We start from the raw sequence: 21,091 nt of genomic DNA, 5'->3' as shown, positions 1-21,091 counted from the left end.
GGTCATTTAAGCTGGCACGTCGTGAGCGACGCCGATTTGAGCCTTCCCGAGCAGTTCCGGATCCGTCGGGACAAGCGCGCTCGGTTGTTGGCGGAGGGGCAGGAGCCGTACCCGGTCGCGATCGAGCGCACCCACACGCTGGCCCAGGTGCGCGCCGCCCACGCCGACCTGCCCACCGACACCGAGACCGACGACGTCGTCGGCGTGGCGGGGCGCGTCATCTTCGCGCGAAACTCCGGGAAATTGTGCTTTGCCACGCTGCAGGAGGGCGACGGCACCAGCCTGCAGGTGATGATCAGCCTGGACAAGGTCGGCCGCGAATCCCTCGACGCCTGGAAGGCCGACGTCGACCTCGGCGACATCGTCTACGTGCACGGCATCGTGATCAGCTCGCGGCGCGGCGAGCTCTCCGTGCTCGCCGACTCCTGGCAGATGGCGGCCAAGTCGCTGCGACCACTGCCCGTCGCCCACAAGGAGATGAGCGAAGAGGCTCGGGTGCGGCAGCGCTACGTCGACCTGATCGTGCGTCCCCAGGCCCGCACGGTGGCCCGCCAGCGAATCGCCGTCATCCGCGCGATCCGCAACGCGCTGGAGCGCCGCGGGTTTTTCGAAGTCGAAACTCCGATGTTGCAGACGCTGGCCGGCGGCGCGGCGGCGCGGCCGTTCGTCACCCATTCCAATGCGCTCGACATCGATCTCTACCTCCGGATCGCGCCGGAACTGTTCCTCAAGCGATGTGTCGTCGGCGGTTTCGACAGGGTTTTCGAGCTAAATCGGGTGTTCAGAAACGAAGGCGCCGATTCCACGCATTCTCCCGAATTCTCCATGCTCGAGACCTACCAGAGCTACGGAACCTATGACGATTCGGCGGTCATGACGCGCGAGCTTATTCAAGAGGTGGCCGACGAGGCGATCGGAACCAGACAACTACCGCTCCCGGACGGCAGCGTCTACGACATAGACGGAGAATGGGCTTCCATACAAATGTATCCGTCGCTCTCCGTGGCGCTCGGAGAAGAGGTCACGCCGCAGACCTCGGTTGAGCGGCTCTGGGCCATCGCGGACGGGCTCGGCGTCGAGTTACCCCGCGACCGCGGCTACGGGCACGGCAAGCTGGTCGAAGAACTGTGGGAGCACGCGGTGGGCAACGCCCTGAGCGCGCCGACCTTCGTCAAGGATTTCCCTGTCGAGACAACGCCTTTGACTCGGCAGCACCGCAGCATCGCGGGCGTCACCGAGAAGTGGGACCTGTACCTGCGTGGCGTCGAGCTGGCAACCGGTTATTCCGAACTGAACGATCCGGTGGTCCAGCGCGAACGGTTCGCCGCCCAGGCGCGCGCCGCGGACGCCGGTGACGACGAGGCCATGGCGCTGGACGAAGACTTCTTGGCGGCACTCGAGTATGGGATGCCGCCGTGCACCGGAACGGGAATGGGTATCGATCGGTTGTTGATGTCTTTGACCGGATTGTCAATTCGGGAGACAGTTTTGTTCCCGATTGTCCGACCGCACTCGTAGCTGAAACTCGAACTGTGCGTCGTCCTGACGGATTGAGTATGCTTCCTTGCTATGGCAGATTGGTGGCGGGGAGGTTCGCCCAATCTACTGGTAACTGCTCAGGACGAAACGCGAGGGTAAGCTAATGGCGAAAAAAGTGACGGTCACGTTGGTCGATGATTTCGACGGTGCCGGCGCAGCTGACGAAACAGTCGAATTCGGGCTTGACGGGGTGACCTATGAGATCGATCTTTCGTCCAAGAATGCGACGAAACTGCGCAACGATCTGAAGCAATGGGTGGCGGCCGGCCGGCGGGTCGGTGGCAGGCGCCGCGGGCGTTCCGGCACCGGGCGAGGCCGCGGGGCGATCGATCGCGAGCAGAGCGCCGCGATCCGCGAATGGGCTCGCCGCAACGGACACAACGTCTCCACTCGAGGCCGCATCCCGGCCGACGTCATCGACGCCTTCCACGCGGCAACCTGACGGACACGCTGACCGGCGCCCGGGCCCTCGCGGTCCGGGCGCGGTTTGTTTGTCCTTTCGCTGGCGGCGAAAACATCACCGCCGTTCGAAGGAAACGAAAAGGCAGCCTCCCGCGTTTGTTCAGTTACGGCGCTGCTGAGACAAGAAGTCACAGGGGATTTGGTGCGTAACGCCGGGCGCGCCTCGAGGTCCGAACGAACCGCAAGGTTAGGCCCCCTGGCAGGCCGACCATTACAGTGGATGGCAGGTACGCGAGACTGGTCCCACTGGCCGGTAACGAGGTTGTACCGATGGTGAGGGAGAGCAGGTAACCACCGATGTTCGAAAGATTTACCGACCGTGCCCGCAGGGTCGTCGTCCTGGCGCAAGAAGAGGCCCGGATGCTCAACCACAACTACATCGGCACCGAGCACATCCTGTTGGGTTTGATCCACGAGGGCGAGGGCGTCGCAGCGAAGTCGCTGGAGTCGCTGGGGATCTCGCTCGAGGGCGTCCGCAGCCAGGTCGAGGAGATCATCGGCCAGGGTCAGCAGGCGCCGTCGGGGCACATCCCCTTTACGCCTCGTGCGAAGAAGGTTTTGGAGCTGAGCCTGCGCGAGGCGCTGCAGCTCGGCCACAACTACATCGGCACCGAGCACATTCTGCTGGGTCTCATCCGGGAGGGTGAGGGCGTCGCCGCCCAGGTGCTGGTCAAGTTGGGTGCCGAGCTGACCCGCGTGCGTCAGCAGGTCATCCAGCTGCTGAGCGGCTACCAGGGCAAGGAGGCCGCGGAGGCCGGCACCGGTGGCCGCGGCGGCGAGTCGGGCAGCCCGTCGACGTCGCTGGTCCTCGACCAGTTCGGCCGCAACCTGACGGCCGCCGCGATGGAGGGCAAGCTAGACCCGGTCATCGGCCGCGAGAAGGAAATCGAGCGGGTGATGCAGGTCCTGAGCCGGCGCACCAAGAACAACCCGGTGCTGATCGGCGAGCCCGGCGTCGGCAAGACCGCCGTCGTCGAGGGCCTGGCGCAGGCCATCGTGCACGGCCAGGTTCCGGAGACGCTGAAGGACAAGCAGCTCTACACCCTCGACCTGGGTTCGCTGGTCGCGGGCTCGCGCTACCGCGGTGACTTCGAGGAGCGCCTGAAGAAGGTGCTCAAGGAGATCAACACCCGCGGCGACATCATCCTGTTCATCGACGAGCTGCACACGCTGGTCGGTGCCGGTGCCGCCGAGGGCGCGATCGACGCCGCCTCGATCCTGAAGCCGAAGCTGGCCCGCGGCGAGCTGCAGACCATCGGCGCCACCACCCTCGACGAGTACCGCAAGTACATCGAGAAGGATGCCGCCCTCGAGCGGCGCTTCCAGCCCGTGCAGGTGGGCGAGCCGACGGTGGAGCACACGATCGAGATCCTCAAGGGCCTGCGGGACCGCTACGAGGCGCACCACCGGGTGTCCATCACCGACTCGGCGATGGTCGCCGCCGCCACGCTGGCCGACCGGTACATCAACGACCGGTTCCTGCCCGACAAGGCGATCGACCTGATCGACGAGGCGGGCGCCCGCATGCGGATCCGACGGATGACCGCTCCGCCAGACCTGCGCGAGTTCGACGAGAAGATCGCCGACGCGCGCCGGGAGAAGGAATCGGCGATCGACGCCCAGGACTTCGAGAAGGCGGCCAGCCTCCGCGATCGGGAGAAGCAGCTGGTGGCCCAGCGGTCCGAGCGCGAGAAGCAGTGGCGCTCCGGCGACCTCGACGTGGTCGCCGAGGTGGACGACGAGCAGATCGCCGAGGTGCTCGGCAACTGGACCGGCATCCCCGTGTTCAAGCTCACCGAGGCCGAGACCACCCGCCTGCTGCGGATGGAGGACGAGCTGCACAAGCGGATCATCGGCCAGGAGGACGCCGTCAAGGCGGTCTCCAAGGCGATCCGCCGCACCCGCGCCGGGCTGAAGGACCCCAAGCGCCCGTCGGGTTCGTTCATCTTCGCCGGCCCGTCCGGTGTCGGTAAGACCGAGCTGTCGAAGGCGCTGGCCAACTTCCTGTTCGGCGACGACGACGCGCTCATCCAGATCGACATGGGCGAGTTCCACGACCGGTTCACCGCGTCGCGGCTCTTCGGTGCCCCTCCCGGGTACGTCGGCTACGAGGAGGGTGGCCAGCTCACCGAGAAGGTGCGGCGCAAGCCGTTCTCGGTGGTGCTGTTCGACGAGATCGAGAAGGCGCACCAGGAGATCTACAACAGCCTCTTGCAGGTTCTCGAGGACGGCCGGCTCACCGACGGGCAGGGCCGCACGGTTGACTTCAAGAACACCGTGCTGATCTTCACCTCGAACCTCGGCACCGGCGACATCTCGAAGCCGGTCGGCCTGGGCTTCACCCAGGGCGGCGGTGAGAACAACTACGAGCGGATGAAGCAGAAGGTCAACGACGAGCTGAAGAAGCACTTCCGCCCGGAGTTCCTCAACCGCATCGACGACATCATCGTCTTCCACCAGCTGACCAAGGACGAGATCATCAAGATGGTCGACCTCATGATCAGCCGGGTCGCCAACCAGCTGAAGGCCAAGGACATGGCCCTCGAGCTGACCGACAAGGCGAAGTCGTTGCTGGCCAAGCGTGGCTTCGACCCAGTGCTGGGTGCCCGCCCGCTGCGGCGCACCATCCAGCGCGAGATCGAGGACCAGCTCTCGGAGAAGATCCTCTTCGAGGAGGTCGGGCCCGGCCAGGTCGTCACGGTCGACGTCGACAACTGGGACGGCGAGGGCAGCGGCGAGGACGTGGTGTTCACGTTCACGGGAACCCGCAAGCCGCCGGCCGAGCCGGACCTGGCGAAGGCGGGGGCGCACAGCGCCGACCCGCAGTAACAGTCACCAACGGGCGGGCGGTAGTCGCGACTGCGACTGCCGCCCGTTTTCCGTCGGCCACCGTCTACACTGACCTTTGCCATACGGGTAACGGAATCTGGTGAAATTCCAGAACGGTCGCGCCACTGTCCACAGTCAGACCCGAAGCCCGTCATCCCAACCGGGGCGCGATATCCCCAGAAGGAGCCGACGGTGTCCAACCGCCAGAACATCGCCCGCATTCGACCCCTGGATCTCTCGACGGCAAGCGCCGCGCTGTGGCTGTCGGTGACCGCCTTCCTGGCGCTGCTGGCGCTCTACGTCGTCGGCCTGGAGCACGGCGCCGTATCCCTGGTAGGGGGCGACGCGAGCGTGCACGAATTCCTGCACGACGCACGGCACCTGCTCGGTTTCCCCTGCCACTGACCCCGGCATGGAGAAACGCCTGATCGGGCGCGGCCTACTGGCCGGCGCCCTCGGCGCGGTGGCGGCGTTCGTCTTCGCCCGGCTGTGCGCCGAACCCGTCATCGGTCGTGCCATCGCGTACGAGGACGGCCGGGTCGACGCCGAGGACGCACGCGGCGTCCATGAGCACGGCGCCGAATTGTTCAGCCGCGGGGTCCAGGCCAACGCCGGCCTCGGTTTCGGGATGCTGATTTTCGGCATCGCGATGGGCGCCCTGTTTGCCGTCCTGTTCTGCGTGGCGTACGCGCGGACGAAGTCGGTTGCGCCGCAGTCCCTTTCGGTGCTGTTGGCGGGGGGTGCGTTCGGCGCGGTGTACCTGATGCCGTTCGCGAAGTACCCGCCGAACCCGCCGGCGGTGGGTCAGGCCGACACCATCGGGGCCCGCACCGGTTGGTATCTGGCGGCGATGCTGGTCTCGGTGGCGCTGGCGATCACCGCGGTGTGGTTGGCGCGGCGCCTTACCGAGCGCCTCGGCGGGTGGCGGGCGGCGTTGCTCACGGCGGGGGCATACCTCGTCGCGATCGTCGTCGCGATGGCCGCGCTGCCGCCCGTGGACGAGACGCCGCAGCCAATGCGCGACGCGTCGGGCGCGATCGTGTATCCGGGTTTCCCGGCCGACGTGCTTTACGAGTTCAGGCTCGTCGCTCTGGCCACGCAGCTGATCCTCTGGGCGACCATCGGCGTGGTCTTCGCCGCGCTGGCCGGCCGGCTGCTGCGGGACCGGGTGCCGAGCCTCAACGCGTGACCGAGGTGTTGCGGCTGACGCTGGTCTCGCATGCCGTGACCGACGCCATGGTCGCCGAGCGATTCCCGCTGGACGAACCGCTGAACGCCATCGGCCGCAGGCAGGTTGAGGCGATGGCCGGGTTCGATTCCCAGGGCCTGACCGCCGCCAAGGTGCGCCAGTTCGCCGGGCCGGAGCAGCGCGCCTACCAGACCGCCAAATTGCTGGGCCTGCAGGCGGCGACGGAGCCGCGGCTGGCCGACCTGGACTGCGGGCGGTGGCGCGGGGAGGCGCTCTGGTCCCTCCCGCCCGGGGAGCTGGCGGTGTGGCTCACCGAACCGGACCACGCGCCGCATGGCGGCGAGTCGATCGTCGGCCTCGTCGAACGGGTGGCCGGATGGCTGAAATCGTTGACGGACAACCCCTTACGCACAGTGGCTGTGACGCATCCCGCGGTGGTGCGGGCCGCGATCCTGGTGGCGCTCGACATCCCCGCGCAATCGTTCTGGCGCATCGACGTCGCCCCGGTCAGTCGCATCGTGCTGCATTTCCGCAGGCACCGCTGGACGCTGCGGATGTAGCGATCAGCGCGGCACGGTGAGCGCGAAGAAGAGCGTCACGTCGGGCTCGGATTTGGGCGGCCGGGTTTTTGTCGGACCTCGCTGCGATGATCGGGTTATGTCGTTGACCGCTTCTCCTGCCGGGGTGGTGAGTCCCGCTGATCGGCTGGATGTGTTGTTCGGCGAGTTGGCGGAGTTGGCCGGTCAGCGTAACGCGATCGATGGGCGCATCGTGGAGATCGTCGCCGAGCTGGATCGCGACGAGCTCTGCGGCGCCACGGGGGCGCGGTCGGTCGCGGCGTTGGTGGCCTGGAAGCTGGGGGTGTCAGCGGCCAACGGCCACACGATTGCTGACGTGGCGCGCCGGGTTGAGGAGTTTCCGCGCTGCGCCCAGGGCCTGCGCGAGGGCCGGCTGTCGCTGGATCAGGTCGGCGTCATCGCCGCCCGCGCCGGTTCGGGATCTGATGCGCACTACGCGCAGCTCGCCCAGGTGGCCACGGTGTCCCAGTTGCGCACCGCGGTCAAGCTGGAGCCCCGTCCCGACCCCGATCCTCGGCCCCAGCCACAACCGGCGATCACCAAGACCTGTAGCGAGGACGTCACCTGCTGGCGGATCACCCTTCCGCACCTGGACGCCGCCAAGTTCGACACCGCGCTGGCCGCTCACCGCGACGCCCTGATCGCCGAATGGCAACACGACCACGGCGAGCGCGCCTCGGATACCGCTCCGCCAGTACCGGGCACCCTGGAGGCGTTTCTGCGTCTAGTCGAGGCGGGCTGGGACGCCGAGGCCACCCGCCGCCCGCACGGCCACCACACCACCGTGGTGGTGCACCTCGACGTCGAACAGCGGGCGGCTGCGCTGCATCTGGGCCCCCTGCTCGGCGACGCCGAACGCCGCTACCTGACATGTGATGCCAGCTGTGAGGTCTGGTTCGAACGACACGGTGAGCCGATCGGCACCGGCCGCACCACCCGGGTGATCTCCCGGCGGCTGCGCCGCGCCCTCGAACACCGCCACCGCGCCTGCGCGGTGCCCGGCTGCGGCGCCACCCGCGGCCTACACGCCCACCACCTCCACCACTGGGAAGACGGCGGCCCCACCGAACTGGCCAACCTGGTCCTGGTCTGCCCCTTCCACCACCGACAACACCACCACGGCGCCATCACCATCACCGGACCCGCCACCGACCCGGTCGTTACCGACAGCACCGGGCGACCACTCAACGCCGGATCACTCGCGAGACCGCCCAACCTTCCCCCACCCGCCGTCGCGCCCTACCCCGGCCCCACCGGCGAACGCGCCAACTGGTGGTGGTACCAACCCTTCCAACCCCAACCACCACCAACCAACTAGCGGTCAGCGGCATCTTGTACCTTCACCTGTCCGCCGGCAGCGGTTTGACCGACACGTTCGGCGGCCGGCGTAGCCAAGCGGTGCAGACCGCGGACCAGTGAGCCACGCTGACGTAGCTGCCGGCTTCGCTGTGCGCGTATCCCGATCCGTCGGTCGTGCCGAACGGTGTGGTGGAAATCTTGGGGTGGGCGAGCAGCAACCCGGCCGGTGAAAGGTGCACCGCGTCAAAGGACGCCGCGATCCGCGCCCAGTCCGGGTATTTACGGCCGCCGAGCGCGATGGGATGCGCGTCGATCAGGCCAGCCCAATCGGGGGTCGAAATGGACCTCCCAGCGCGGGTTCTCGCGCCTGAGGTTCTCGCCGCAGAGGGTCCACGAGTCCTCACGCTCGGCGACGGGGGTAGGTGTCCGGAAAGCGCCGTCGGGCAACGAGCCCAACGGCTTTCGATTGCCGACTTTCGGTGGTGACAATTCAAACGACGGCAGTGCCGACAACGCCGCGCGGTGTCGTACGCGCGCAGCTCCGTTTCGTCCACGTTGAAGTCCAGCACCTCTAGACACCGATCGGAGTAGAGGTAACTACCAACGGACCCATTCGACGCCCGGATTACGTCCTCGGCGACACTCAACCCGCCGAATGACCGCATGTGCTCAACGGACAGGCGCCCGGGACGGTGTCCAGTAGCGATCAGCGCGGCGCTATGAGCGCGAAGGCCTGCTGGGCGATCTGCAGCATCCAGCTGGTCGCCGTGGGCCCGTGATCGCGAGGCCAGTTCAGCTGGAAGCTGACCGCCCAGGGCTGCTGCGTCTTGTCGACGGCGTACCAGCTGAACGTGAGGTCTCCCGGCAACCCACCGGCTTTCGCGCCGATGTACGGCCAGACGTTGCGGTCCAGCTGAATTCCCGACACGGTCGAGAGGATCTGCCTGACCGGTGCGGCCGCGCCGACGGCGTCGGCCTGCAGCGCCGCGTGCACCCGGCAGATGTCCCGTGCGTTGCCGTACCACTCCGCGCCGTAAGCGGAGGCCGGGGAGTGCGCGCGCGTCGGATCGGGATGGTACGGAGTCGAATCCGCCTCGTTCAGGAGCTGGGCCCGGACCTGCGGCGAACCCTGCTTCCACTGCTCGCGCAGGTCTGGCTCCCCCCAGCCGACCGAGAACAGCTCGTACATGGTGGGGAACGGCGTCATGCTTGCGGGGTCGTGGTGGCCGGCCGTGGCCAGGGCTTGTTCGATGGCGTGAGTGCCCATCCGCCCGATCAGCAGATCGGTGGCCATGTTGTCGCTCGTGGCGATCATCTTTTCGGCAGCCGTGCGGACCGAGACGTGTTCTCCCGCTTGCAATTCCAGGCCCGACGAGCCGACCGCCCGGCTCTTGTCGGTGACGGTCAGCTGGTCGTCCCAGGACACCGTGCCGCTGCGGACCGCGCCCGCCAGGGCGTGCAGCACGTACAGTTTGAAAATCGATGCCAGCGGCAGGGATTCGCCGGTATTGTTGCCCGCCACCGGGTCGCACTTGCCATCGTCTACCTTCGCGACCTGATAGGAGTAGCGGGCGCCCGTCTTGCTCAGCACCGCATCGATGTCGCTGAAGGACGAGATCTTGGGTGCTTGCGTGTCGACCTCGAACCGGTCGACCCGCCCCTCGTCGTCAGTGTGCAGCCGGATGCTCTGCCGTGCACCGTAGGAGGACGTGAGGTGCAACGTGGCCACGCTCGCGCTGAGATCGACGCTGTCGAGCTTGAACGGACGATCCCACCAAAGCCTTTCCATGCTGGTTTTCACCGGATCGACCATGGCGGGCGCCGCCAGGGTGCCGACTCCGACGGGACCGATCGGCCAGTCCGAGTTGAGCATCTCCAGCGTCTGCTGGGCCCGGATCCCCGGGGGCGTGGTGGGGTCGATCGGCCGCCCCGGGTTCGCGGCGTTCGCCCGCGGCGAAGGGTTGGGGGCGCATCCGGGCGCCAGGGCGACCACCACCGCGAGCGCGGCGCTCAACGCCAGCGCGCGGCGCCGGGCCGAGCGTCGGCTACTGAGCCTGCTTATTGCCGGCAACGTCCATCACGACCTCGAATTCCAGCAGCGATGCCCCGGTCGCCACCGGGTTGGCCCGCTCACCGGCATGCGCTTGAATGGCGGGCCCTTGCGCCCACGCCTGGAATGCCTCCTCGGACTGCCACTGAGTCACCACAAAGTAGCGGTTCTCGCCCTTGATCGGGCGCAGCAACTGGAACCCGAGGAAACCGGGCTGGTTGTCGACCGCGTGCGCCCGGTGTGCGAACCGCTTCTCCAGCTCGGGGCCGGCGTCGGCGGGCACTTCGATTGCGTTGATCTTCACCACAGGGGGCATTTCGCTAGGCTACCGCGCCGCACCGGCTCATTCACCGGCGGGCGGCCCGCGCAAGATGGAGCCATGGCCACCGATCTGTTGACCCGCCAGGGCGGGCAGGGCGAGCCATTGGTGCTGGTGCACGGCCTGATGGGGCGTGGGAGCACCTGGTCGCGCCAAATCCCGTGGCTGTCCCGGATGGGCACCGTCTATACCTACGACGCACCCTGGCACCGGGGCCGCGACGTCGACGACCCGCACCCAGTCAGCACCGAGCGGTTCGTGGCTGACCTGGCCGACGCGGTCGGCGGGCTGGGCGCACCGGTGCGCTTGGTCGGCCATTCGATGGGGGCCCTGCACTCGTGGTGCCTGGCCGCCGAGCGCCCCGACCTGGTGTCGGCGCTGGTGATCGAGGACATGGCCCCGGACTTTCGCGGCCGCACCACCGGTCCGTGGGAGCCGTGGCTGCATGCCCTCCCGGTCGAATTCGGCACCCCCGAGCGGGTGTTGGGCGAGTTCGGGCCCGTCGCGGGGCGGTACTTCCTCGAGGCGTTCGACCGCACGGCCACCGGTTGGCGGCTGCACGGTCAGACCTCGCGGTGGATCGAGATCGCCGCCGAGTGGGGCACGAGGGACTACTGGGCGCACTGGCGCGCGGTGCGCGCACCGGCGCTCCTCATCGAGGCGGGAAACACGGTGACACCGCCGGGCCAGATGCGGCTGATGGCCGAAAGTGGCTGCGGTACCGCGTATCTACGCGCCGGCGACGCGGGCCACCTGATTCACGACGAGGCGCCCCAGGTCTACCGCGAGGCCGTCGAATCGTTCCTCGGGGGTCCGGCCGGCCGCGCCTGACCGTTCATGTGCCCAACGTCATATGGGGCCATTCGCGCCACGTCGGCGCCGCTCAGGCGGCATGACCCGGTGCGGCATGGTGCCCGTCGGGGGCGTTCCGACACAACCGCGTGCGGATCACCCAATGACTTGATAAATTCTTCAATTGTTCGAACGTAGAAACGTTGCAATCTTCAGGAGTCTGGGTCGTGTCCGAGCCGCTGTACAAGCTGAAGGCAGAGTTCTTCAAGACGCTAGGGCATCCGGCGCGAATTCGGATCCTCGAACTGCTGGTTACGGGGGAGAAGTCGGTCGCCGAGCTGCTGCCCGAGGTCGGCCTCGAATCCTCCAACCTGTCCCAGCAGCTGGGCGTCCTGCGCCGGGCCGGTGTCGTCGACGCGCTCAGGGACGGCAACACGGTCATCTACTCGATCGCCTCACCGGACATCGCCGAACTGCTGATGGTGGCTCGCAAGGTCCTCACCGGGGTGCTCAGCGACCGCGTCGCGATGCTGGAGGACCTGCGCGCCGGGGGAGCGGGGTAGCGCGCATGGGCTGGATAGGCAAGGTGTTCAGGGTCGGCCGAATCGCGGAACCCGCGCCTACCCCTGGGCCGCGCACGGTGGAACCGATTGCCGGAGTGAAGGGTTCGCTGCAGGTCCGCCACGTCGACGCGGGATCGTGCAACGGGTGCGAGCTGGAGATCTCGGGTGCGTTCGGTCCGGTCTATGACGCCGAGCGATTCGGAGTGCGACTGGTGGCTTCGCCACGCCATGCGGACGCGTTATTGGTGACCGGCATCGTGACCCGGAACATGGCGGGCCCGCTGCGGACCACGCTCGAGGCGACCCCACGCCCGCGGCGGGTGATCGCGTGCGGGGACTGCGCGGTGAACGGCGGTGTCTTCAGGGACGGCTATGGAGTGGTCGGTGCGGCGAGCGAGGTGGTACCCGTCGATCTGGAGATTCCCGGGTGCCCGCCGACCCCAGCCCAGATCGTCGAAGCCCTCAGATCGGTGACGGGTAAGTGAGTACCACCGTCGTCGCCGGTGCGTCGCCGGCGCCGGTGACGCTGCCGTCCCGGGACTTACGCCCGTCCCTCGCGGGCGCGTTGACCACGCTGGTTGGTGCGGGCGGCGTCGCGCTGGGCGCGCTGGCCATGTTTCGACCGTTCCGACCGGTCCGCATCGGCTGGCTTGTTCCCCTCACCGGGGTCCAGCTGGACCTGGACACGCTGGGTGGCTTCTTCATGGCACTGGCCGGGGCGGTCAGCGTCGCGGTCGGGATCTACGTGATCGGATACGGCCGGCACGGGCATCTGAGCCGGGCAACGCTGGCGTTGCTACCGGCGTTCGCTGCGGCGATGCTGCTGGTGCCCGCGGCCGGCTCGATCACCACCTTCCTGTTGGCCTGGGAGCTGATGGCGGTCGCATCGCTGCTGTTGGTGCTGGACGACCACGGCCGCCCCGAGGTCCGCTCCGCCGCCCTCGTCTACGCGGTGATGACCCAGCTGGGGTTTGCGGCGATCATGGTCGGGCTCATGGTCCTCGCGGCGGCCGGGGGGGCCGACCGCTTCGCCGACCTGCACCCCATCGCGGCCGGCGCGCGCGCCGCGGTGTTCGTGCTGACGGTGGCCGGATTCGGCTCGAAGGCCGGCTTGGTGCCGTTGCACGCCTGGTTGCCCCGCGCCCACCCCGAGGCGCCCAGTCCGGTGTCCGCCCTGATGAGCGCGGCGATGGTCGCCCTTGGTGTCTACGGCATCTGCCGGTTCGATATGCAGCTCCTGGGGCCGGGTCCGCGCTGGTGGGGCCTCGTCCTGATGTTGGCCGGCGGTATCTCGGCCCTCTACGGAGTGGTACAGGCATCGGTCGCCACGGATCTCAAGCGGCTGCTTGCATACTCGACGACCGAGAACCTCGGGTTGGTGACGCTCGCGCTGGGAGCCGCAACCTTGTTCGCGGCCTCGGGGGCGCCCGCCCAGGCGACGATCGCCGCGACCGCGGCGCTGCTCCACCTCGTTGCGCACGCCGCGTTCAAGGGCCTCGGCTTCCTGGCCGCGGGAGCGGTGGTCGCCCGGACCGGCGTGCGCGACCTCGACGGCCTGGGCGGCCTGGCCCGCCGGATGCCGGGGACCACCACCCTGTTCGGGGTGGCCGCGCTCGGGGCGTGTGGGCTTCCCCTCGGCGCCGGGTTTGTCGGCGAGTGGCTGCTGGTGCAGTCGCTGATCCACACCGCACCCGGCCACGACACCGTCCTCGCCCTAACGACTCCGCTTGCGGTCGGTGCGGTCGCACTCACCACCGGATTGGGGGTGGCGGCGATGGTCAAGGCCTTCGGGATCGGATTCCTGGCACGGCCGCGCAGCCCGGAAGCCGCCGGGGCCCGCGAGGCGTCGGGCAGCATGCTGGCGGGCATGACCATCGCGGGCGCCGCCTGCCTGGTGCTGGCCGTCGCGCCGTCGGTCCTCGCGCCGGCCCTGCACCGAGTCGCTGCGGCGCTGCCGGCATCCCGCGCCGTGCCCTTCGCCGAATTCGGTGCGGTGGTACGACTCCCGATGCTGCAGGGCTCGGTCGCGCCCGGGTTGATCGCCGGCGGGGTTTGCGTGGCAGCGCTGGCAGTCGCGGTGCCGGCGCGCTGGCGCCGCAGGCATCGCCCGCCCGACATCGAGGGGCCGCTATGGGCTTGTGGCGCGGATGATCTCACCACGCGCATGGAGTACACGGCCACCTCGTTCGGGGAGCCGCTGCAGAGAATCTTCGACGACGTCCTGCGTCCCGACACCGACGTCGAGGTCGATCACCTCACCGAGTCGCGGTACCTGGCCGACAAGGTCGTCTACCGCACCCGGATCGCCGACGCCATCGAGGAACGCCTCTATGCCCCGGTGCTCGCGGCGGTGGCGGCCGCCGCCGCGGTCGTGCGGCGCGCCCACACCGGCAGCGTGCACCTATACCTGGCGTACGGTGCGCTCGGGGTGCTGATCGTGCTGGTGGTGGCCCGATGAGCGTGCTGTCCTATCTCGCGGGCGCGGTGCAGATCGGCACGGTGACCGCCGGTGCGCCGCTAGTGGTGGGCCTGACCCGGCAGGTGCACGCGCGGTGGGAGGGCCGCGCCGGTGCCGGCGTACTGCAGCCGTGGCGCGACCTACTCAAACAGCTTGGCAAGCAACGGATCACGCCGGAGGGGACGACGGCGGTGTTCGCGGCCGCGCCGTTTGTCGTCGCCGGATCCACCCTGTTGATCGCCGCCATCGCGCCACTCGTCGCCACCGGCTCGCCGCTGGACGCCGGCGCCGACCTGTTCGCCGTCGTCGGGCTGCTGTTCCTGGGCACGGTCGCGCTCACCCTGGCTGGCATCGACACCGGCACCTCGTTCGGCGGCATGGGCGCCAGCCGCGAGATCACGATCGCCGCGCTGGTCGAACCCACAATTCTGCTCGCTGTGTTCGCGCTGTCCATTCCGGCCGGATCGGCCAATCTCGGTGCCCTGGTGGCGCATACGATCACCCACCCCGGCCAGGTAGTGTCGCTCGTCGCCGTGCTGGCGTTCGCCGCCTTGGTCATCGTGATCGTCGCCGAGACCGGGCGGCTGCCGGTGGACAATCCGGCCACCCACCTCGAACTGACGATGATCCACGAGGCGATGGTCCTCGAGTACTCCGGCCCGCGGCTCGCGCTGATCGAATGGGCGGCGGGCATGCGGTTGACAGTACTGCTCGCGCTGCTGGCAAACCTGTTCGCGCCGTGGGGAATCGCGGGCGGCAACCCCGGCGTCGTCGACATCGCCGTCGGCGTCGGCGCCCTGGCCGCCAAGGTGGCCGGGCTGGCGGTCCTGTTGGCGACCGCCGAGGTGTTCGTCGCCAAGCTGCGCCTGTTCCGGGTTCCCGAGTTGCTGGCGGGTTCGTTTCTGCTGGCGCTGCTCGCCGTCACGGCGGCCAACTTCTTCACGGTGCCGGCATGACGCACGACACCTTCGCCGTACTCGTCGACCTCGCCGCCGGCGGCCTGATCCTGGCCGCAGTGCTGATCGTCTGGCGTCGGGACCTGCGCGCCATCAACCGCCTGCTGGCGGGCCAGGGCGTGGCGCTTGCCGCCATCCCGATCCTGCGGGGGGTGTACGACGGTGACCGCGCTCTCGTCGCGGTCGGTGTTGCCGTGCTGGTGCTGCGCGCCGCGATCCTCCCTCGACTGCTGGGCCGCGTACTGGGGTCCGGCCCCCAAGCCCACCGCGAGGCCACCCCGCTGGTGAACACGGCGACGTCACTGCTCGTCACCGGCGTGTTGACGCTCGCCGCGTTCGCCGCGGCCCGCCCCGTGGTGAATCTCCAGCCGGCGGCCTCGACCAACGCCGTTCCGGCCGCGCTCGCGGTGGTGCTGATCGCCCTGTTGGTCATGGTGACGCGGCGGCACGCCCTGTCACAGGCCGCGGGATTCCTCATGCTGGACAACGGGATTGCGGCCACCGCGTTCCTGCTGACCGCCGGTGTGCCGCTGGTCGTGGAGCTCGGCGCCTCCCTGGACGTGCTGTTCGCGGTCATCGTGATCGGCATCTTGACCGGTCGGCTATCGCGCACCTTCGGCGGTGCGGACCTGGACGCCCTACAGGAGTTGCACGACTGATGACCGGTTTACTACTGGCCGCCATTCTCGCGCCGATCGGCGCGTCGATCGGCATGCTGATCGTCGGGTGGCGCCGGTCTACCGCGACGCTGATCGTCCTGTCGTCGCTCACGGTGCTCGGTTGCGGCGCCGCCCTGGGCCTTCGTGCCGGCTCGCGGCCGCAGTTTGCGCTGGGCGGGTTGCTGCGGGTCGACGCGCTGACCGTCACCATGCTGATCGTGATCGGAGTCGTTGCCACGCTTGCTACTTGGGCCAGCATCGGCTACCTGGAGACCGAACTTGCGCATGGCCATACCGATATGAGCGGGGCGCGGGTCTACGGGGCCCTGACTGCGGGCTTCCTGGCCGCGATGGTGGTGGCGGTGTGCGCCAACAACATCGGCGTCATCTGGGTCGCGATAGAAGCCACCACGGTGATCACCGCGTTCCTCGTCGGACACCGGCGTACCCGCGGGGCGCTCGAAGCCACCTGGAAGTACGTCGTGATCTGTTCGGTGGGCATCGCGATCGCGTTCCTGGGCACGGTCCTGCTGTACTACGCCGCGGAGCATGCCGGCGCGCCGCCCGGGGCGGCCCTGAACCTGGACGTCTTGTCGGCACGCGCGCGCGGACTCGATCCCGGCACGGCCCGGCTGGCGGGCGGCCTGCTGCTGATCGGCTACGGCGCCAAGGCCGGGCTCTTCCCGTTCCACACCTGGTTGGCCGATGCCCACAGCCAGGCCCCGGCCCCCGTTTCGGCGCTGATGAGCGGGGTGCTGCTGGCGGTCGCGTTTTCGGAGTTGATCCGCATCAAACCGATCATCGACGCGGCCACCGGCCCCACCTTCCTGCGGTCAGGGCTGTTGGTGGTGGGGTTGGCCACCCTGGCCATCGCGGCCCTGATGCTCACCGTGGCCACGGACATCAAGCGCATGCTCGCCTACTCCTCGATGGAGAACATGGGCCTGATCGCGATCGCCGCGGCCGCCGGCACGGCCCCGGCGATCGCCGCGCTGCTGCTGCACGTGCTCGCTCACGGGCTCGGCAAGACGATCCTGTTCGTGACGAGCGGCCAACTCCAATCCGCGCACGACTCCACTGCGATCGCGGACATCACCGCCGTGCTGAGGCGCTCCCGCGTGCTCGGCCTTTCGCTCGCCGTCGGGGTGATAGTGCTGCTCGGCATGCCCCCGTTCGCGTTGTTCGCCAGCGAGCTGGCCATAGTGCGCTCGCTGGCCGATGCCAGGCTCACCTGGGCCCTGGCGGTGGGCGTCGTGCTGATCGCGACCGCGTTTGCGGCCTTGGCGCGCAACTCGGGCCGGATGCTGCTGGGCGGTCCGGCCACCGCGCCCTCGATCGTGGTGCCGCGCACCGTGGCCGCGGCCCTGTTGGCCGGCGTTGCGGCATCGATCGCCCTCGGGATCACCGCCGGCCCCTTGACGGGCCTGTTCACCGCCGCGGCGGGCGCGCTCGGGGTTTCGCCATGAGCTGCGACTGGACGCATCATCGGGTAACGCAGGACGGGCTGGCCGACACGGCAGAGGAGCTGCTGGGCAGCGGATTCCGTCTGGCCCTGGTTGCCGCCCACGACGACGACGGTGCGTTGCGCATCGTCTATCTCTTCCTCGCCGGCCACCCCGATCGGCGAGTGGAGCTGGAATGCGTCGTGCCCGGCAACGACCCGGCGGTGCGGTCGCTGGCGTATCTGTCCTTTCCGGCCGGCAGGTTCGAACGCGAAATGGCGGACCTGTACGGGATCCGCGCAATCGGTCATCCCAAGATGCGCCGATTGGTCCGGCACGCGCACTGGCCGGAGGAGTGGTATCCGATGCGCGAGAACGTTGTTGCGCCAACCAGATTCGATGGACCCGGTCGGTTTCCGTTTATTCCCGTCGAGGGGCCCGGCGTGTACGAGATCCCGGTTGGACCGGTGCACGCCGGCCTGATCGAGCCCGGCCATTTCCGGTTTTCCGTGGCCGGCGAAACGGTGCTGCGCCTCAAGGCCCGGCTGTGGTTCGTGCACCGCGGCCTGGAGAAGCTCTTCCACGGCCGCCCGGCGGGCGAAGCGCTGGATCTCGCCGAGCGCATCAGCGGCGACACCTCCGTGGCGCACGCGCTCGCCCACACCCTCGCGATCGAAGACGCGCTCGGCATCCGGCCGCCCGATCCCGTGCACCGGCTGCGGGCATTGCTCGTCGAACTCGAACGGCTGTACAACCACGCCACCGATCTGGGCGCGCTGGCCAACGATGTCGGATACGCCCTGGCGAACTCGCACGCACAGCGCATCCGTGAGCGGCTGCTTCGACTCAACGCGGGGGTCACCGGCCACCGGTTGTTGCGCGGCGCCGTCCGGCCGGGCGGTGTCGCGTTGCGGGCGCTGCCCGACGCGGTTGAGTTGCAATCCATTGCGGCCGATGTCGCCGAGGTGGCCGCACTGACGCTGCGCAACACCGTGGTACTCGACCGGTTCGCCGGCACGGCCGTTCTGCGCGCCGACGACGCCCACGCCCTGGGGTGCCTGGGCTATGTCGCCCGTGCCAGCGGCCTGTGCACCGACGCCCGGATCGACCATCCGACGACCGCATTGCCCGTCACCGAGATCGGCGGCGCCGGCGGCGACGTCCTGGCTCGCTACACGGTACGTCGAGACGAATACGCGGCCTCCACCGAGTTGGCCTGCCATCTCATCCAAGCGCACACGGGCCCAACGGATTACGCCACACCCCTGCCTTCGGCGCCCGCGGCGCGGAGCGGAATCGGCATCGTGGAGGGCTGGCGCGGCACCATCGTCCACCGCGTCGAGCTCGATGCCGCCGGCCGGATCACTCGCGCCAAGATCGTCGATCCGTCCTGGTTCAACTGGCCGGCGCTCGCCGTCGCGATGGCCGACACGATCGTCCCGGACTTCCCGCTGGCCAACAAGAGCTTCAACCAGTCCTACGCGGGCAACGACCTCTGAGGAGCGCCGGGCTACCCCTCGCCGGCCAGGGCGAACCGGCCGTCGACCGTCTGGGTCACCAAGCCGTCGGCAAGCAACGAATACAGGGCGCGGTCTCGCTGCGCCGTGTCGGTCAGCCACGCCACATCCAGTTCGGCGCGGGTAACCGGAGAGTCTTTGTCGCGCAACACATCTAGCAGTCGGCCGCGGACCTGGCGGTCCGTCCCGGCGTAGGTCTGCGCGCGCCGCGCCGGACCCTGCGCCGCGGGGAAGCCCGCCTCCCGCCAGGCGCATTCGCGCAGCGGGCACAGCCCGCATCGGGGCGCGCGCGCCGTGCACACCGTCGCGCCCAACTCCATCAGGGCCACCGAGAATCGGGGCGCCGTCTCGTCGCTCGGGAGCAGCGCCATGACGTCGGCGTGGTCGCGCACCGCCGACGGTGACCCCGCGTCGGCTAGCCCATGGACGACGCGCGCAACCACGCGGCGAACGTTGGTGTCCACCACCGGAACCCGCCGCCGGTAGGCGAAGCACGCCACGGCCCGCGCGGTGTAGCTGCCCACGCCGGGCAGCGTCAGCAGCACGTCGACGTCATCGGGGACGACATCGTCGTGCTCATGTGCGATGACGGTCGCGCACTCGTGCAGGCGTTTGGCGCGCCTGGGGTAGCCGAGCTTGCCCCAGGCGCGCAGCACGTCGGCGGCGCTGGCAGCGGCCGTGGCCGACGGGGTCGGCCAGCGTCGCACCCAATCCGGCCAGATCGGCAGCACCCGCGACACCGGCGTCTGTTGCAACATGAACTCGCTGACCAGGATTTGCCACGCGCTGACGCCGGGCGATCGCCAGGGCAGGTCGCGTCGCGACCGGTCATACCAGCCCAGCAACTCCGCGACCGAAACATTTGGTCGTCCGTTCACCGCGGTCTGCGGCATGATGTCAGCCATGCCTAACACCAGTCCGGTAACCGCGTGGAAAGCACTCAAAGAGGGTAACGAGCGATTCGTCGCCGGGAAGCCCCAGCATCCGAGCCAGAGCGTCCAGCATCGGGCCAGTCTGGCCGCCGGGCAGAAGCCCACCGCGGTCGTGTTCGGTTGCGCCGACAGCCGGGTGGCCGCCGAGCTGATCTTCGACCAGGGACTCGGGGACATGTTCGTGGTGCGCACCGCGGGTCAGGTGATCGACTCGGCAGTGCTGGGGTCGATCGAATTCGCCGTGACGGTTCTCGACGTGCCCCTGATCGTCGTGCTGGGCCACGACAGCTGCGGAGCCGTCAAGGCGGCCTTGGGGGCCATCGAGGATGGCGCCATCCCCGGCGGCTTCGTCCGGGACGTCGTCGAGCGGGTGGCGCCCTCGATCCTGATGGGCCGCCGCGACGGACTCAGCCGAGTCGACGAGTTCGAGGAGCGACACGTGCGTGAGACCGTGGCGCAGCTGACGTCGCGCTCGACGGCGATCGCGGAACGGGTGGCCGCCGGCACCCTGGCGCTGGCCGGCGTCACCTATCACCTGGCCGATGGCAAGGCCACCCTGGTCGACCGCGTGGGCGACATCGGCGAGTAGCGGGTCGCTGCGGGATCACCGCTCCTAACACGGAGGTTGGCCAGCAAACTCCGCGACACGCCGGGGAGGGTCGGACGAATCGGCGTGACCTGCCCTTACGCTGCGAATGTGCTGGATCTGGAACCGCGAGGCCCGCTACCTACGGAGATCTACTGGCGGCGCAGGGGCCTGGCCCTGGGCATCGCGGTGGTCGTCATCGGGGTCTTGGCCGCCGTCGTCGTCGCCGTCTTGAGCCACAACGCGGGGACTAGGCCCGCCAGTGTCGACAAGCCCAACACCGCCCAGGGCAAGGCCACGCCGCCGGCGCCGCAGGCGCCGCAGGGACCTCAGCCGCCGGGTCAGGAGGGCGTCACGCCGGTGCCGCCGCCGCAGGGGCTGAACCCGGAGTCGGTGACCCCGACCGCGGCGGTGCAGCCCCCGCCGGTGCTCAAAGAGGGCGACGACTGCCCCGACTCCACGCTGGCGGTCAAGGGGCTGACCAACGCGCCGCAGTACTTCATCGGTGACCAGCCGAAGTTCACCATGGTCGTCACGAACATCGGGTTGGTGTCGTGCAAGCGCGACGTCGGCGCCGCGGTGCTCGCCGCATACGTGTACTCCCTCGACAACAAGCGGCTGTGGTCCAACCTGGACTGCGCGCCGTCCAATGAGACGCTGGTCAAGACGTTCACCCCCGGGGAGCAGGTGACCACGGCGGTGACCTGGACCGGCATGGGTTCGGCGCCGCACTGCCCGCTGCCGCGGCCGGCGATTGGGCCGGGCACCTACAACCTGGTGGTCCAGCTGGGCAACCTGCGCTCGCTTCCGGTGCCGTTCATCCTCAACCAGCCGCCGCCTCCGCCGGGTCCGGCACCCGGCCCGGGTCAGCCGGCGATGGCGCCGCCGCCAGAGGCGCCGGGCTCCCCCGCGGGCTGATCC

At 69.0% G+C, this 21,091-nt stretch carries 21 protein-coding genes; 17 read left to right on the top strand and 4 right to left on the bottom strand.

The window, feature by feature from the left end:
- The first annotated feature begins 21 nt into the window (after nt 1-21).
- From lysS to SKC42_RS11270, 7 genes are all read left to right on the top strand, one after another.
- Entirely contained in the window at nt 22-1,518 is a 1,497-nt protein-coding gene (gene lysS, locus SKC42_RS11300) for a lysine--tRNA ligase (RefSeq protein WP_330964394.1), read from the top strand.
- Between the two features lie 124 nt (nt 1,519-1,642).
- The gene (lsr2, locus tag SKC42_RS11295; RefSeq protein WP_330964393.1) at nt 1,643-1,981 is read left to right on the top strand and encodes a histone-like nucleoid-structuring protein Lsr2; all 339 of its coding nucleotides are present in this window, start codon (nt 1,643-1,645) and stop codon (nt 1,979-1,981) included.
- A gap of 317 nt (nt 1,982-2,298) precedes the next feature.
- Entirely contained in the window at nt 2,299-4,830 is a 2,532-nt protein-coding gene (gene clpC1 / locus SKC42_RS11290; RefSeq protein WP_330964392.1) for an ATP-dependent protease ATP-binding subunit ClpC, read from the top strand.
- Nucleotides 4,831-5,022: 192 nt separating this feature from the next.
- Nucleotides 5,023-5,235: a CbtB domain-containing protein gene (locus tag SKC42_RS11285; RefSeq protein ID WP_330964391.1), complete on the top strand. Its 213-nt coding sequence runs from the start codon at nt 5,023-5,025 to the stop codon at nt 5,233-5,235.
- Nucleotides 5,236-5,242: 7 nt separating this feature from the next.
- Nucleotides 5,243-6,019, top strand: a complete 777-nt coding sequence (locus SKC42_RS11280; protein ID WP_330964390.1) for a CbtA family protein — start codon at nt 5,243-5,245, stop codon at nt 6,017-6,019.
- Nucleotides 6,016-6,579 carry a histidine phosphatase family protein gene (locus SKC42_RS11275; RefSeq protein ID WP_330964389.1) on the top strand — a complete coding sequence of 188 codons (564 nt, stop codon included), beginning with the start codon at nt 6,016-6,018 and terminating at the stop codon, nt 6,577-6,579. The genes SKC42_RS11280 and SKC42_RS11275 overlap by 4 nt, the downstream gene beginning before the upstream one ends.
- Nucleotides 6,580-6,676: 97 nt before the next feature.
- Nucleotides 6,677-7,915, top strand: coding sequence for an HNH endonuclease signature motif containing protein (locus SKC42_RS11270; RefSeq protein ID WP_330964388.1), 1,239 nt, complete (start codon nt 6,677-6,679; stop codon nt 7,913-7,915).
- Nucleotides 7,916-7,937: 22 nt separating this feature from the next.
- Here SKC42_RS11270 and SKC42_RS11265 read toward each other — a convergent pair whose 3' ends face one another.
- The 3 genes from SKC42_RS11265 to mhuD all read right to left on the bottom strand — a co-directional run bounded on the left by SKC42_RS11265 (nt 7,938) and on the right by mhuD (nt 10,262).
- Nucleotides 7,938-8,135 (bottom strand): hypothetical protein, encoded by a 198-nt coding sequence (locus SKC42_RS11265; protein WP_330964387.1) that lies wholly within the window; start codon nt 8,133-8,135, stop codon nt 7,938-7,940.
- A gap of 467 nt (nt 8,136-8,602) precedes the next feature.
- Nucleotides 8,603-9,967: a serine hydrolase gene (locus tag SKC42_RS11260; protein ID WP_330964386.1), complete on the bottom strand. Its 1,365-nt coding sequence runs from the start codon at nt 9,965-9,967 to the stop codon at nt 8,603-8,605.
- On the bottom strand, nt 9,942-10,262 hold the full coding sequence (gene mhuD / locus SKC42_RS11255) for a mycobilin-forming heme oxygenase MhuD (protein ID WP_330964385.1): 321 nt from the start codon (nt 10,260-10,262) through the stop codon (nt 9,942-9,944). Before mhuD ends, SKC42_RS11260 begins: the two co-directional genes overlap by 26 nt.
- A 63-nt stretch (nt 10,263-10,325) precedes the next feature.
- Between mhuD and SKC42_RS11250 the strand changes: the two genes are divergently transcribed.
- The 8 genes from SKC42_RS11250 (at nt 10,326) to SKC42_RS11215 (ending at nt 18,634) form a co-directional block, all read left to right on the top strand.
- Complete coding sequence (locus SKC42_RS11250; protein ID WP_330964384.1) at nt 10,326-11,096, top strand: alpha/beta fold hydrolase; 771 nt, start codon at nt 10,326-10,328, stop codon at nt 11,094-11,096.
- Nucleotides 11,097-11,284: 188 nt separating this feature from the next.
- Nucleotides 11,285-11,620, top strand: coding sequence for a lsr2/espR transcriptional regulator (locus SKC42_RS11245; protein WP_442932094.1), 336 nt, complete (start codon nt 11,285-11,287; stop codon nt 11,618-11,620).
- Nucleotides 11,621-11,625: 5 nt separating this feature from the next.
- Complete coding sequence (locus SKC42_RS11240; RefSeq protein ID WP_330964382.1) at nt 11,626-12,105, top strand: NADH-quinone oxidoreductase subunit B family protein; 480 nt, start codon at nt 11,626-11,628, stop codon at nt 12,103-12,105.
- A 35-nt stretch (nt 12,106-12,140) separates the two neighbouring features.
- Nucleotides 12,141-14,078 carry a proton-conducting transporter transmembrane domain-containing protein gene (locus tag SKC42_RS11235; protein WP_330964543.1) on the top strand — a complete coding sequence of 646 codons (1,938 nt, stop codon included), beginning with the start codon at nt 12,141-12,143 and terminating at the stop codon, nt 14,076-14,078.
- Nucleotides 14,079-14,083: 5 nt separating this feature from the next.
- Nucleotides 14,084-15,034: a respiratory chain complex I subunit 1 family protein gene (locus SKC42_RS11230; protein WP_330964542.1), complete on the top strand. Its 951-nt coding sequence runs from the start codon at nt 14,084-14,086 to the stop codon at nt 15,032-15,034.
- On the top strand, nt 15,031-15,693 hold the full coding sequence (locus SKC42_RS11225) for a hypothetical protein (RefSeq protein WP_330964381.1): 663 nt from the start codon (nt 15,031-15,033) through the stop codon (nt 15,691-15,693). The genes SKC42_RS11230 and SKC42_RS11225 overlap by 4 nt, the downstream gene beginning before the upstream one ends.
- Nucleotides 15,693-17,159 (top strand): proton-conducting transporter transmembrane domain-containing protein, encoded by a 1,467-nt coding sequence (locus SKC42_RS11220; protein ID WP_330964380.1) that lies wholly within the window; start codon nt 15,693-15,695, stop codon nt 17,157-17,159. The genes SKC42_RS11225 and SKC42_RS11220 overlap by 1 nt, the downstream gene beginning before the upstream one ends.
- A complete protein-coding gene (locus SKC42_RS11215) occupies nt 17,156-18,634 on the top strand; it encodes a hydrogenase large subunit (RefSeq protein ID WP_330964379.1) in 1,479 nt (492 codons plus the stop codon). The genes SKC42_RS11220 and SKC42_RS11215 overlap by 4 nt, the downstream gene beginning before the upstream one ends.
- Before the next feature lie 11 nt (nt 18,635-18,645).
- Here the strand turns inward: SKC42_RS11215 and SKC42_RS11210 are convergent, their stop codons facing one another.
- On the bottom strand, nt 18,646-19,557 hold the full coding sequence (locus SKC42_RS11210) for an A/G-specific adenine glycosylase (protein WP_330964378.1): 912 nt from the start codon (nt 19,555-19,557) through the stop codon (nt 18,646-18,648).
- Here SKC42_RS11210 and SKC42_RS11205 point away from each other — a divergent pair.
- Together SKC42_RS11205 and SKC42_RS11200 are read left to right on the top strand one after the other, a co-directional pair.
- On the top strand, nt 19,556-20,173 hold the full coding sequence (locus tag SKC42_RS11205) for a carbonic anhydrase (protein WP_330964377.1): 618 nt from the start codon (nt 19,556-19,558) through the stop codon (nt 20,171-20,173). The genes SKC42_RS11210 and SKC42_RS11205 overlap by 2 nt on opposite strands.
- A gap of 108 nt (nt 20,174-20,281) precedes the next feature.
- Complete coding sequence (locus tag SKC42_RS11200; RefSeq protein WP_330964376.1) at nt 20,282-21,088, top strand: hypothetical protein; 807 nt, start codon at nt 20,282-20,284, stop codon at nt 21,086-21,088.
- Nucleotides 21,089-21,091: the final 3 nt, after the last annotated feature.

The organism is Mycobacterium sp. 050134, from assembly GCF_036409085.1.
Lineage (GTDB): Bacteria > Actinomycetota > Actinomycetes > Mycobacteriales > Mycobacteriaceae > Mycobacterium.
Note: the sequence above shows the minus strand (reverse complement) of the source record. Positions and strands in the feature narration are given on the sequence as shown.

Excerpts from the sequence above, each read along its gene's own strand:
- lsr2 (WP_330964393.1), top strand. The coding sequence starts at position 1,643 with ATGGCGAAAAAAGTGACGGTCACGTTGGTCGATGATTTCGACGGTGCC.
- clpC1 (WP_330964392.1), top strand. The coding sequence starts at position 2,299 with ATGTTCGAAAGATTTACCGACCGTGCCCGCAGGGTCGTCGTCCTGGCG.
- SKC42_RS11280 (WP_330964390.1), top strand. The coding sequence starts at position 5,243 with ATGGAGAAACGCCTGATCGGGCGCGGCCTACTGGCCGGCGCCCTCGGC.
- SKC42_RS11270 (WP_330964388.1), top strand. The coding sequence starts at position 6,677 with ATGTCGTTGACCGCTTCTCCTGCCGGGGTGGTGAGTCCCGCTGATCGG.
- mhuD (WP_330964385.1), bottom strand. The coding sequence starts at position 10,262 with ATGCCCCCTGTGGTGAAGATCAACGCAATCGAAGTGCCCGCCGACGCC.
- SKC42_RS11250 (WP_330964384.1), top strand. The coding sequence starts at position 10,326 with ATGGCCACCGATCTGTTGACCCGCCAGGGCGGGCAGGGCGAGCCATTG.
- SKC42_RS11240 (WP_330964382.1), top strand. The coding sequence starts at position 11,626 with ATGGGCTGGATAGGCAAGGTGTTCAGGGTCGGCCGAATCGCGGAACCC.
- SKC42_RS11225 (WP_330964381.1), top strand. The coding sequence starts at position 15,031 with ATGACGCACGACACCTTCGCCGTACTCGTCGACCTCGCCGCCGGCGGC.
- SKC42_RS11220 (WP_330964380.1), top strand. The coding sequence starts at position 15,693 with ATGACCGGTTTACTACTGGCCGCCATTCTCGCGCCGATCGGCGCGTCG.
- SKC42_RS11215 (WP_330964379.1), top strand. The coding sequence starts at position 17,156 with ATGAGCTGCGACTGGACGCATCATCGGGTAACGCAGGACGGGCTGGCC.
- SKC42_RS11205 (WP_330964377.1), top strand. The coding sequence starts at position 19,556 with ATGCCTAACACCAGTCCGGTAACCGCGTGGAAAGCACTCAAAGAGGGT.
- SKC42_RS11210 (WP_330964378.1), bottom strand. The coding sequence starts at position 19,557 with ATGGCTGACATCATGCCGCAGACCGCGGTGAACGGACGACCAAATGTT.